Here is an 11888-nt window from a genome sequence, read left to right on the forward strand (position 1 = left end):
GTGCTCATGACCATACCCGAAAAGGGCATGGCTTCTGCATGATCCCAACGCTCTCACATACCTCTTACATGCTCTCACATGCGCTGAAGCTACTGCTGCATTTGGGGGCTGAAAGTCAGACGGCAAGGCCCGGATTGCCGGCCACACCCACAAGCTGCGGGGTGTTGGGTTTGACAGGTTGAATGACCTTTTTGGCCTTCAGGTAGCTTTCCACCACCTCCCAGACGGGGGGGCCGGCATTTTTGCTGGCCTCCGCCACCGGCGCCCAGCCGGCCACCTTGTAAGTCTTGCCGGCTTCGATGGGCTTGCCGCCCAGACGCATGTCCTGAATGCGTTCACCCATTTTGGCGCCGGGCTCGCAGGTGTAGGTCAAACCGCCCACACGCACCATGTCGCCGCCCTGCTGGTAATACGGATCGGGGTTGAACAGGTTGTCGCCCACATCCTCCAGGATGGTCTTGATCATGTCGCCGCGCATGTCCGTCAGCGTGGTCCAGGGGTAGGTGATCGCGGTCTGGTCCATCACATGCTCGCGTGTGATGGCCTGGCCGGGCAGCAGCGAGGTTCCCCAGCGGAACCCGGGTGAAAACGCGATCTCGGCGCCGCGCACATCCATCAGGGCGTCCAGGATCAGCTGGTCAAAGCTGCCGTTGAAGTTGCCGCGGCGGTAGAGCGTGCCTTCCGTCACCGCCAGTTTTTCACCCAGTTTGGCAACGTAAGGCGCCCTCACCTTGCTGATCAACGCATTCATGGCTGCATCCGCGGGTAGCAGATTGGCAAACACCGGCAGCAGCCGGTAGTTGAAGCCGGCGACCTTGCCGTCCTTGACGTTAAGGTCCAGCACGCCCAAAAACTTGCCGTTGCTGCCGGCATTGGTCACGATGGTCCGGCCGCCCGGATTTTTGACGATCACAGGCACCGGCACCCCGTCATGGGTGTGGCCGCCCAGAATCGCGTCGATGCCGGTGACGCGCGAGGCCATCTTGAGGTCCACATCCATGCCGTTGTGGCTGAGCAGCACCACGGCCTGCGCACCCTTGGCGCGCGCCTCGTTCACGGTTTCCTGCATGTCGCTTTCGCGAATCCCGAAAGTCCAGTTCGGCGTGAGCCAACCGGGATTGGCAATCGGTGTGTAGGGAAAAGCCTGGCCGACGATGGCGACGGGCACGCCATTCATCTCCTTGATGACGTAGGGCTTGAACACTGGGTCGCCAAAGTCGCTGGTTTTGACGTTTTGCGCAATAAAGTCGACCTTGCCGGCAAAGTCCTGCTCAACGATTTTTTTGATGCGCTCCTCGCCATAAGTGAAGTCCCAGTGGCCTGTCATCACGTCCACGCCCAGCAGCCTGGCCGCATCTACCATGTCCTGGCCCTGCGTCCAGAGCGCCGTGGCGCTGCCCTGCCAGGTGTCACCGCCATCCAGCAGCAAGGCGCCGGGGCGGCCAGCCTTCAGCTGCTTCACCAGTGTCGCAAGGTGCGCGAAACCGCCCACCTTGCCGTACTGGCGCGCGGCCCGCTCGAAGTTCAGGAAGGTCAACGCATGCGCCTCGGGCGTACCCGACTTCAGGCTGGCAGCCTTCAGCAAATGTTCGCCCACCAGGTGCGGCGCCTGCCCGCGCATCGCACCCACGCCCAGGTTGACGGAGGGCTCGCGGAAATAGATCGGCAGCAGCTGGGCATGGCAATCGGTCATGTGCAGCAGGTGCACATTGCCGGTGCGCGGCAGCTCGTACAGGCCCGCCGCCTGGGCGGCACCGGCCTCGCGCTGGAGGGGAAAACCGGCGGCCAGCGCAGCGGCCATGACACTTGCAAACTCTCGGCGGGACAGATTCATGGCGTTGGTCATCCTGCCCGGCTACCCAGGCAAAGTATCAGTTTGCTATCAATTCAGGAGCTACTCGCGACCGCCACTATTGGCCTGGCGGCATAAAGAACTCAAATCACTTGTTGACAGGCGAATTCGGATCCAGCAGCAGCGCCATCACGTCACGGATTTGCTGCTCGTTCAGGATGGCAGCATGGCCAAACCTCGGCATGCCGGAACATGCGTTGTAGGCCTTGGCGTTCCACAGCTTGCCCCAGGTGTATTCCACGATGGGCTTGCTCTCGGGCGAGGCCGGGTTGCTGACGCCGCGCAGCTTGCCGTAGTTGTAAAGGCTGGGGCCGATGGAGCCGAAAGACAGTTCGGCCTTGCTGATCTGGTGGCAGTTGTAGCAGCTGCCGCCATTGGCTTCGCCGGGCTTGTCGCTCCATGTCAGGCCGCGGCCGTTTTGCGCAATTTTCTCGCCTTCGCTCCAGTTGCCAAGGTATTTGCCATCGGAAGGCAGCTTCACGGTTTTGAGGTTGGCTTCTTCAATGGCTTTGGCTGCTTTTTCCTCCAGCGGTTTCCCGGCGGCTTCCGAGCAAGCCTGGTTGGACGCATCCAGCGTCAGGCGGTCCATCTTGGCGATGCCCTGCTCACGGAAGGAGCTTTTCAGCACCTGCTGGGTGGCTTCGTCCACCTCCTGCGCCGTGGGCGCAATGGCGCAACTGGACAGGAAAAAGGCCGTCAATGCCAGGCAGGCGGAAGACAGGGCGGCTTTGGTGTAAATCGTGTTCATCAGTTCTCTCCTGCCGGGTTAGCGTTTGAGGGCCGGCGCAATGGAAGCCCCGCCCTTGCTGTTGACGCCCATGAACACGCCCAGAGCGATGGTGGCATCAGAGGCGTAGCCCGGGAAAGGGAAACGCTGCTGGCGATAGCAGTCATTCAGGCGGCGTTGCATGCTCCACAGGTCGCCGCTGGAGACACGGTAGGCCGGCCAGGCGCCAAAACCGTTGCCGGCGCCGGGCTGTTTGGTCAGGTTGGGCAAATCCTGCAGACGGACACGCTTGTTGTCCTCGCCATGGCACGATGCGCAGGAAAAGTCGTAAGGCCCGCCGCGCAGGTAAAACACCTTCTTGCCGACTTCGTACATCAGCTTTTCCTTGGCGTGCGACTGCGGCACGTTAAAGGTCATGTCGCGCGATTCACCCGAGATATAGGCCACCAGCGACTCGATCGATTTCTGCTCACCTGCACCGAAAGGAGTTTTGGCGATCTCGGCGGCATTAAAACCCTGCAGCTGCTCCATACAGGTCAGCAGGCGGGACTCCATGTCCTGCACCCGCTGGGTGTCGGCAAAGAAACGCGGCAGCTCGACGAAAGCACCCTTCACCACGCCCGGGCCCTTGCCCAGGTCGCATTTTTCAAGCGAGGCATTTTTGGGGCCGCGCGCCTGTTTCCAGAGTGCCTCGCCACGGGCTTCGTACAGCTCGGCCGGGTTGCCGTCGGCCAGCATGGCACGGTATTCGGCAATGCCTTCGGCAGTGGTTTTTTGCGCCGCTGCAGGTAATGGCAAAGTGGCCATCAAGGCCAGGGCCGCCAGCCCAAACAGACTCAACTTCATCGTGGACTCCTCAAATATCGTTGTGGGCAGCGTGTGCCGCAGCGGGAACGTCGGAACTCAGGCAATGACGGCTTCGTCGGTACGCTTGTCGCCGTGGTTGTCGACCCAGCTGACCGCGATCTTGTCGCCGGCCTTGCCGCCCTTGAAGCTGAACTGCACAAAAGGGTTCTTGGACACGGCCGTGCCCCACTGCGCACTCATCACGGTTTTGCCGTTCCAGGTAGCGCTGATGTTCTGGATAAACCAGGCCGGAACGGTCTTGCCGGCCGCATCCTTGCGCTGGCCGCTTTCCATTTCGTGGCTCACCAGCACGCGCACAGTGGTTTTATCGCCTTGGGCCTGTGCCCGGATTCGCATCGGTTCTGACATTTTTTTCTCCTGATTTCAAGGGTTGTGGTGGTGACCGGGTGCGGGCGGGCCTAGCCGCCGCAGCCTCCGAGCGTGACCTTCACTTCCTTGACCGCATAAAAGTACTTGTCACCGGCCTTGGCCAGCGCGTAAACATTGGAGGACTGGCCCATCTTGATGTTGGTCGAGACGTTGGCGTCGGTGCCGGCGGGAATCTCGAACACGGCAGCCAGCGCGCTGGGGTTCTTTTCGACAACGAGCGCAATTTGGGTGGTGTTGGCAATGTTGCTTTGCGCGCCGACACGCACCACATTGCCGTTCTCGGCAATTTCGGGCGCCTGCAGCAGCAGGTCCTTGCTTTCAACCGGAGCGCTGGTCGCGCCCATGGCCTTGGCGGCATCGGCCAGGGACTTGCTGTCAAAAGCGGCCTTGTTCCAGCCTGGCGCGTTTTGCGCGTGGGCCGGGTTCAGCCCGGTGGCCGCTACCAGCACCAGCGCAGTGGCGCCAGAACTGCTGGCCAGAAAATCACGACGTTCCATGGTGAACTCCTTTTTTATATAACTTGAATGTCTGAAAAACTAACAACGATTGGACACAAAAACGTTAGACCGTGGAACGGTACTTATCCCGAGCATGCTGTGAAAAAGTTAAAGCCGGCTGTCTCGACATCGTCAATTTCCATGTGCCTCATTTTGACGCGCCTTGAGCCAGCCATTGGGAAATCTGCGCCGACTCCGCCGCACTCAGTGCCTGCGGCGGCATGGGGATTGCGCCCCAGACACCCTGCCCTCCGGCCTTGATTTTGCCCGAGAGGTAAACCGTCGCGTCGGCGCGGTCTTTATATTTGTTGGCTATATCCTTGAAGGATGGCCCCACCATCTTGCTGTCCATGCCATGGCAGGCGGTACAGGTATTTTTTTGCAGCAACGGCATGACGGAGGCAACGCCGGGCGCGGCGGTTTTAACGACAGCTGGCGGTTGCACGGCAACAACCGGCGTGGAGTTTGCTATCTTTTCAGGAGCTTCTTTCGATTGCTCCGCTTGGGCTGGAGCCATATCTGGTTCAAATACTCCGCTCATGGGGGGCCGGGTGGTGTCCACACCCCGGCTGGCACCCACCAGCCGTGACTGCTCGGCCAGATTGCCGTGGGCATTGCGCGCGTAGTCCGGCAAAAAGCTTTTGACCACCACCTCGCCAGCGCAGTTTTTCATGCAGGCCGAGCCCTGGACATCGGGGCGCGCCGTGCCGCCCAGCTCCTTGCCCGGCCACATCGCGTGCGACGTCGTCATGCCGTTGCGGTTCGGCAAACGGGCCTGTGCCTCGCGGATGTTCGCGTCCGACAAGGTGAAGTTGTCGGGCAGGATATTGCCCAAGTTGAGGATATAGGCAGCGACGGCATAGACCTCGTCGGCTGTCAATGTTTTCGGGGCGTTCCAGGGCATGGCGCGGTTGATGTAGTCCCAGAGCGTCGACAGCGTGGAGACTTTCATCAGCGTGGTGCGGTTCGGCTGGTTGGAGCCAGGCATCAGGCCGTCCACGCGGCCATTCTTGATGTCGTCGGCCGTGACGCCGCCGGCAATCGGCGTGAACACTTCGGACGACTCGGCAAAACTGCCGTGGCAGGACGCGCATTGCGCCTCCCAGATTACTTCACCCTGACGTACCGAGCCCTGCCCTTTGGGCAAGCCCTTGAAGTCGGGCCGCACATCGATGTCCCAGGCCTTGACTTCCGCTGGCGTTGCCGTCCGGCCGATGCCGGAGAGCGCCGCCGGTTTGTCAGCAGCCGCAGCCCATTGGGTGGCGCCCGCCAGCAGCAGTGAACCCATCGCAACGCGGACGCCAGGGGAAACGGGCCAGGCCTTAAATCTGGACATTTTTCACCTCGCCGTTTTCTTCCAGCGACCACGACTGGATGGCGTTGTTGTGATAGATGCTGCGAGACGCGCGCACTTTGCGCAGTTCGTTGTATGTGGGCTGGATCTGGCCGGTCTCGTCAACAGCACGGCTCTGGAAAATGGCGGGTTTGCCGTCCCATACAAAATCGGCATTAAAACGCGTGAGGCATTTGGCCAGCACCGGCCCCTCCAGGCGCGCCGGCGCCCAGTTGCGCCCACCATCCACGGAGACATCCACACGTTTGATCTTGCCCCGGCCGCTCCAGGCCAGGCCCGTGACGTTGTGAAAGCCCTTTTGCAGCAGCACCTGCCCGCCGCTGGGCGAGGTCACCACGCTTTTGACTTCCTGGATGCTGGTGTATTGCCGGTGCAGGCCGCTAGGCTGCAGGTCGACGTAATGAATCGTCTCGTCCTTGGCGCCATAAGGCATGTCGCCCACCTCGATGCGCCGCAGGTATTTGATCCAGCTCACGCCCTGCACGCCCGGCACGACAAGCCGCAACGGATAGCCGTTTTCAGGACGCAGCATTTCACCGTTCTGGCCGTAGGCCACCAGCACTTCGCCGCTCATCACCAGGCTCATGGGGATGGTGCGGGTCATGCCCGAGCCGTCGGCCCCCTCGGCCAGGATGAACTTTGCGCGCTTGAGGTCGGCGCCGCAGAGTTCCAGCAGGGTCCGCAGGGGCACGCCGGTGAATTCACTGCAGCTCAGCATGCCGTGGGTGTACTGCACCGTTGGCACAGCCGCATTGCCCCATTCCATGCCGGTGTTGGCACCGCATTCGATGAAGTGCATGCGGCTGACGTTCGGCAGGCGCATCAGCTCGTCCATGCTGAACACCATGGGACGCTTGAGCATGGCGTCATCCGAGCCGTTCACCATCAGGCGATGTTTCGAAGGGTCGATGTCCCACCAGCCCTGGTGGTGGCGTTCAAAGTGCAGGCCGCTGGGGGTGATGATGCCGAACAAGCCTTGCAATGGACAAAAGCTCACGCTGGCCTGGCCGATGCGCGTGAGACCCGGGCTCTCGCGGCGCTGCAGGTTCTTTTCCCATTCGCTGGGCAGGCCGTAACCACGGGCCGCCACGGGCTGACCCAAGCCCTTGCTGTGGGCGGGAAGGTTCAGGATATTCGGATCGCCTTCCGGGGTCGCTGCCCGCGCCTGGCCCACCGCCACCACCCCGGCTGACGCAGCCGCAAACGCTCCGGCCAGAAAACCGCGGCGCCCGGCGCGCACGTCCGCTATTTGCGCCCTTGAGAGGAAATTCTCGGGCGCACGCTGCAGGAAACGGCTCAGCATAAAAGTCGTTCTTTCGGTTCAGGCGTCATGGGAGGCAGATCGCGGCGACAGGCTTTCAGCCGGCGACAATCCGCCCGGCTCGTCCAGCTCGATGGCGATCTGGGTACAGACACTGCGGCACAGCGCCACGGCTTTTTCGCTCTGAACGCGGTAAATCACCTGGGTACCTTCCTTGCGCTTGGCAAGCACACCGGTGCGGTACAACACGGCCAGATGCTGGGACAGGTTGGGCTGAGTGGTGTCGATTTCCGCCAGCAACTCGTTCACGGACTTTTCACGCTCGCACAGGGCGCTCAAGACACGCAGGCGCATCGGTGTCGCAAGCACGGCGAACAACTCGGCGGCCAGTTCAAACACTCGGCCCCTCTCGACTTGCGCACTGGTCTGGATCATCTCGTTCATAGCAATTTATTCTTAATATAAGTAATTACTGATATTAAGCATAAAGCCGCCTCAAAAAACCCGTAAATACCCTAGGCACGCAGGGCAAACAGGTAAATATCACCCACCTCATTGCCAAACACCCAAAAGGTGTTGCCTCCTTGCACTTCTACGGGGTGCCATGGGTGTAATAACGCGCTGAAAGACCCCTCATCGTGATATAAAACTTTTGTTACTTACGAGTTGTTACCCGGGACCCGTAAAACCCAATACTTATGTCTTCAAAAAACACTTTCATCTTCAAAAGCACCGGCATCCTTCTCGCCGTCATGATGGCCACTGCGGCGCATGCGGAAGTCGATGCATTGGTCAGTGAGGCGCGCACCCTGCTCGACCAGAGCCAGGCGCAAAAAGCTTTCGACCTGCTGGAGCCGCAGGAAACCGCGCGCGCCGGCGACCCGGACTTCGACACGGTGCTTGGCATTGCCGCCAATGAAACAGGGCAGTTCACCCGCGCCGTGTTTGCGCTGGAGCGCGTACTGGCCGTGCAACCCGGCAATTCACGGGCACGTGCAGAGCTGGGCCGTGCGCTATTCTCCGTGGGAGACAACAAGGCTTCCCGGCAAGTGCTGATGGAAACCAAGCAGGACAACATCCCGGCGGAAGCTGCCGCCACCATCGACCAGTTCCTGCAGGCCATCGACCGCACGGAAGAAGCCGCCCGATCGTCCGTCAAACCATTCCTGGAAGCCAGCGTCGGCTACGACACAAATATCAACAGCGGGCCCGGCAATCCCAACGTCGCGGTTCCACTTTTCGGCGGCGCAATTTTCACCCTCAACGCTTCGGGTGTTGAAACCAAGGACGCCTTCATGACCCTGGGCGGCGGATTGTCTGCCCGCTACGTGGTAGACCCACGCTGGTCGCTGATTGCCAACGTCTACGGAAATTCGCGCGTCAACGCCAAGTACAACGACTTCAACACCGGTCAGATCGATGTGAACGCCGGCGCCAGCTACCGCTATGAGAAGCATGAATTCACCGGCGTTGTCCAGGCGGGCTCCTACACAGTGGGCGGATCCCGCGCGCGCGATCAGCAAGGTCTGGTTGGTGAGTGGACTTACCGCATTGACGGATTCCGCCAATGGAGCACCTACCTCCAGTGGGGTCAGCTGAGCTATCCGGGCCAGTCGCTCCGTGACACGGACCGCACCGTACTGGGTACGTCCTATGCCCATGCATTCCGCGATGGGTTCCTGGTCTTCGCCGGCGCCTATATAGGCAGCGAGAAGGAAAAAGCCAGCGGTGTGCCGCATCTGGGCCACAAGCTGTACGGCGTTCGCGTGGGTGCGCAGAAGGCTGTTCGCGACGACCTGGCTTTTTTCGGTAATCTCAGCTATGAAGACCGCAATTACGGCGGCACCGATCCGCTGTTCCTGGTCACCCGCAGCGACAGGCAACTCAACCTGAACATTGGCCTCAACTGGGTACCCGCCAAACTCTGGCGCGTGACGCCCCAGCTGTCGCTGACCTCCGTCAAGTCCAACATTGCCATTTCAGATTACAACCGCAGCCTTTTCTCCGTGACGGTGCGCCGCGACTTCTGAACCGGCTGTGCCGACTGAACACGCCCCGCCAAACATCCCATGAAAACCTTCCGGGAACTCCCCCTCAAACACGCCGCCCTGTCGGTCGTGATTGCGGCCGCCTTCCCCGTGCAATCGTTCGCCGCCGACTCGGCCGGCGTGGCCCAGTTCATCGCCGGCGACGTCAACGTGCTGCGCGCGAATGGCAAAACCGAGGCACTGACCAAGGGCAAACCGCTTGAAAGCGGCGAATCCATACTGACGAGCACCACCGGCCGCGCCCAGGTCCGGTTTTCGGATGGTGGCCTGGTGTCACTGCAGCCCAATACCGAGTTCAAAATCGCCAACTATGTCAACGAGGCAGACCCCAAGCAGGACCGTTTCCTGGTCGATCTGTTGCGCGGCAGCATGCGGGCCATCACCGGCCTGATCGGCAAGCGCAACCGCGAAAACTACAAAGTCACTACCACCACGGCCACCATAGGTATACGCGGTTCCGGCTTTAGCGTGGGTTACAACCCGGACGGATCACTGGGCATCACGACGGAGCTGGACGCCATCGAGGTCTGCAACGCCGGTGGCTGCGTCGGCCTGACGGCCGGCGAGTCGGTGCGAGTCATTAACAGTGCCGAGGCGCCAGTTCGCACCAATACGCGGGCCAACGTGCCGACGCCGCCGCCCGTCCAGGAGGTGGTCGTTGCGGGCAACCAGACCACGTCCGATGGCAAGCCCGCTATTGTTCCGCCGCCCGTCAAACAGGTGTTCACCGACCTGGCCGCGGCGATTGCGTTCACCGACAGTGCGGCCAACCCGGTGGTCGCAAGCTACTACCCCGAGGCCGGCACCGCCGTGCTGACCAGCTTCCTCAGCGGCAAACCGATCGACTTCGACAGTGTTGACAGCCGCAACGTCCTGACCCAGTTCCGCAGCACGCCCGGCCTCACCACGATGGAAAAAGGCGCGCTGGGTGCGCCGTCCGATCCCGACTTCGTCGGCTGGGGCAGCTGGGTGACGGGGCAAAAGTTCGTGGGGGGCTCCCCCAGCGCGATTGAATCCGTTCACTTTGTGATGGGCCGGCCGACGCCGACGGCCCAGATGCCGGCCGACAACATGCAGGGCACCTACCAGTTCGCCGGCGGCACCGCCTTTTCCAGCCTGCTAGGTGCAGGTCAGCTTGTCAGCGGTTCGCTGGTCGCCAATTTCGGCGCCTACAGCCCAGGCCAGGGCTATGGCAACCTGGACCTCACCACGCGCTTCGGCGGCAATGACTATGGCGTCAGCAGCAGCCTCGACATCAACAACGCCAAAATCACCAGCTCCTCGGGCGCGAATGTCACCGGCTTCTTCACCGGCAACAATGCCAGCCGTGCGGCACTGGTCTACAGCGCCTCGTCGGTTACCGGCGCGGGCCCCAGCGCGGGCCAGGTTTCCGGTGCGGCCGTTCTCCAGCAGACCAATCTGGTCTTAAGCCCTCCCCTTTGAACGGCCGTCCCTAGCCCCACAGCAGCCCAGTGCGTACCCCTTGAAAAATACCGGAGAACCCACCATGACCCCGCAGTTCCAACTAAAGTACACCGCCCTGGCCATGGCGCTGGCCGCCATTTACCCACTGCAGGCCCTGGCAGCGCCTTCCGCGGGGGTGGCCCAGTTCACCACCGGCGAAGTCAGTTTGCGGCGCACGGACGGCAAGACCGACGCGCTGGTCAAAGGCAAGGACATCGAAAGCGGCCAGGCCATCATCACCGGCCCCAACGGCCGCGCCCAGGTGAAGTTCTCCGACGGTGGTGTCGTATCGCTGCAGCCGGGAACGGAGTTCAAGGTCGCCAACTATGTGGACAAGGCCGACCCGAAGGAAGACCGCTTCCTGGTCGACCTGCTGCGCGGTAGCATGCGAGCCATCACCGGCCTGATCGGCAAACGCAACCGCGAAAACTACAAGGTCACCACCACCACCGCCACCATCGGCATCCGGGGATCGGGCTTTACCGCCGGGTACAACCCCGACGGCTCCCTCGGCGTCACGACGGAGCTTGATGCGATCGAAGTCTGCAATGCCGGCGGTTGCGTGGGCCTCACGGCAGGTGAGTCCGTGAGGGTCGTGAACTCCACGGATGCGCCGGTGCGTACCAATGTGCGGGCGAACGTACCGACGCCGCCTGCGGACAAAGAGCGTATTGAGATCGAGAAGGTCAACGACGACGGCAAGCTGGTTATCGTGGTGGACGTTCAGCCCAAGCCTGACCCAAAGCCTAAGCCACCCCCTCCTGTGATCAACACCGGCACCTTCACCAATCTCACAGCGGCAGCGACCTACTACCTGCCGACAGTTTCCGGCCCGGGAATCCCGGGCCCCCCCGCAAACGTGTTGGTAGCCGGTACGGCAAGCTCCGCAACCCTGGACGCCGGCAAATTGACCGCGCTCACCGCAGCCAGCCAGGATTTCACGCCGGGTACCACCAGCAGTTCGGGCTCGGTAGGCGACATCGTGAATGGCGACTTTATCGGCTGGGGCTCATGGACCACAGGCACCAAAAATCCGGGGGGGAATGCGCTTGGCGACCTCGCTTACGTCATCGGCCAGCCAACCCTTGCGATGCCTACGGCGGGCTCTGCAACTTACTCGGTGATCGGCCAGACGCCGGTCAGCGCCTACGACACGTCACTCAACTCGGCCATGGCCCCAGGGACGCTGACCACCGCCTCGACCTCGATGACCGCCAACTTCAGTACCGGCAAGGTTGGAGTGACCATCACCACCAGCTTTGGCGGCTTCACGGCTTCCAACATCAGTATTTCCGGCTCACAATTCACTTACACCAATGGCGGCCCGCTCTTTAACGTCGATGGCTTCTTCAGCGGCGTGAATGCCGCCCGCGCGGGCCTGGTGTACACCGGCACTAACGGGAACACCCGTTATTCAGGAGGCGTCGCCTTCCAGACACCTTGAGTTGA

General features: G+C 61.6%; 11 protein-coding genes. 3 read left to right on the forward strand and 8 right to left on the reverse strand.

What is annotated here, in order from left to right:
* Positions 1-115 precede the first annotated feature (115 nt).
* The 8 genes from soxB to AC1DYR_RS00440 all read right to left on the reverse strand — a co-directional run bounded on the left by soxB (position 116) and on the right by AC1DYR_RS00440 (position 7371).
* On the reverse strand, positions 116-1834 hold the full coding sequence (soxB, locus tag AC1DYR_RS00405) for a thiosulfohydrolase SoxB (protein WP_477703352.1): 1719 nt from the start codon (positions 1832-1834) through the stop codon (positions 116-118).
* 106 nt (positions 1835-1940) lie between these two features.
* Positions 1941-2600 (reverse strand): sulfur oxidation c-type cytochrome SoxX, encoded by a 660-nt coding sequence (soxX, locus tag AC1DYR_RS00410; RefSeq protein ID WP_477703353.1) that lies wholly within the window; start codon positions 2598-2600, stop codon positions 1941-1943.
* A gap of 18 nt (positions 2601-2618) precedes the next feature.
* The gene (soxA, locus tag AC1DYR_RS00415; protein ID WP_477703354.1) at positions 2619-3425 is read right to left on the reverse strand and encodes a sulfur oxidation c-type cytochrome SoxA; all 807 of its coding nucleotides are present in this window, start codon (positions 3423-3425) and stop codon (positions 2619-2621) included.
* A 57-nt stretch (positions 3426-3482) separates the two neighbouring features.
* Positions 3483-3794, reverse strand: coding sequence for a thiosulfate oxidation carrier complex protein SoxZ (gene soxZ / locus AC1DYR_RS00420; protein ID WP_457280652.1), 312 nt, complete (start codon positions 3792-3794; stop codon positions 3483-3485).
* Positions 3795-3844: 50 nt separating this feature from the next.
* Positions 3845-4312: a thiosulfate oxidation carrier protein SoxY gene (soxY, locus tag AC1DYR_RS00425; protein WP_477669340.1), complete on the reverse strand. Its 468-nt coding sequence runs from the start codon at positions 4310-4312 to the stop codon at positions 3845-3847.
* A 148-nt stretch (positions 4313-4460) separates the two neighbouring features.
* On the reverse strand, positions 4461-5600 hold the full coding sequence (locus AC1DYR_RS00430) for a c-type cytochrome (protein WP_477703355.1): 1140 nt from the start codon (positions 5598-5600) through the stop codon (positions 4461-4463).
* Between the two features lie 34 nt (positions 5601-5634).
* Complete coding sequence (gene soxC / locus AC1DYR_RS00435; protein ID WP_477703356.1) at positions 5635-6969, reverse strand: sulfite dehydrogenase; 1335 nt, start codon at positions 6967-6969, stop codon at positions 5635-5637.
* Between the two features lie 18 nt (positions 6970-6987).
* Positions 6988-7371 (reverse strand): ArsR/SmtB family transcription factor, encoded by a 384-nt coding sequence (locus AC1DYR_RS00440; RefSeq protein WP_457280648.1) that lies wholly within the window; start codon positions 7369-7371, stop codon positions 6988-6990.
* Positions 7372-7625: 254 nt separating this feature from the next.
* On the opposite strand from AC1DYR_RS00440, the gene AC1DYR_RS00445 reads away from it, so the two are divergent.
* The 3 genes from AC1DYR_RS00445 to AC1DYR_RS00455 all read left to right on the forward strand — a co-directional run bounded on the left by AC1DYR_RS00445 (position 7626) and on the right by AC1DYR_RS00455 (position 11883).
* Positions 7626-8957, forward strand: a complete 1332-nt coding sequence (locus tag AC1DYR_RS00445) for a surface lipoprotein assembly modifier (RefSeq protein ID WP_477703357.1) — start codon at positions 7626-7628, stop codon at positions 8955-8957.
* Positions 8958-8996: 39 nt separating this feature from the next.
* Positions 8997-10418, forward strand: coding sequence for a FecR family protein (locus tag AC1DYR_RS00450; RefSeq protein ID WP_477703358.1), 1422 nt, complete (start codon positions 8997-8999; stop codon positions 10416-10418).
* 64 nt (positions 10419-10482) lie between these two features.
* On the forward strand, positions 10483-11883 hold the full coding sequence (locus tag AC1DYR_RS00455; protein WP_477703359.1) for a FecR family protein: 1401 nt from the start codon (positions 10483-10485) through the stop codon (positions 11881-11883).
* Positions 11884-11888: the final 5 nt, after the last annotated feature.

The organism is Polaromonas sp. P1_F9, from assembly GCF_056405615.1.

Coding starts and splice junctions, on each gene's coding strand:
- soxB (WP_477703352.1), bottom strand. CDS start 1,834: ATGAATCTGTCCCGCCGAGAGTTTGCAAGTGTCATGGCCGCTGCGCTG.
- AC1DYR_RS00450 (WP_477703358.1), top strand. CDS start 8,997: ATGAAAACCTTCCGGGAACTCCCCCTCAAACACGCCGCCCTGTCGGTC.
- soxX (WP_477703353.1), bottom strand. CDS start 2,600: ATGAACACGATTTACACCAAAGCCGCCCTGTCTTCCGCCTGCCTGGCA.
- soxY (WP_477669340.1), bottom strand. CDS start 4,312: ATGGAACGTCGTGATTTTCTGGCCAGCAGTTCTGGCGCCACTGCGCTG.
- soxA (WP_477703354.1), bottom strand. CDS start 3,425: ATGAAGTTGAGTCTGTTTGGGCTGGCGGCCCTGGCCTTGATGGCCACT.
- AC1DYR_RS00455 (WP_477703359.1), top strand. CDS start 10,483: ATGACCCCGCAGTTCCAACTAAAGTACACCGCCCTGGCCATGGCGCTG.
- AC1DYR_RS00445 (WP_477703357.1), top strand. CDS start 7,626: ATGTCTTCAAAAAACACTTTCATCTTCAAAAGCACCGGCATCCTTCTC.
- AC1DYR_RS00430 (WP_477703355.1), bottom strand. CDS start 5,600: ATGGGTTCACTGCTGCTGGCGGGCGCCACCCAATGGGCTGCGGCTGCT.
- soxZ (WP_457280652.1), bottom strand. CDS start 3,794: ATGTCAGAACCGATGCGAATCCGGGCACAGGCCCAAGGCGATAAAACC.
- soxC (WP_477703356.1), bottom strand. CDS start 6,969: ATGCTGAGCCGTTTCCTGCAGCGTGCGCCCGAGAATTTCCTCTCAAGG.
- AC1DYR_RS00440 (WP_457280648.1), bottom strand. CDS start 7,371: ATGAACGAGATGATCCAGACCAGTGCGCAAGTCGAGAGGGGCCGAGTG.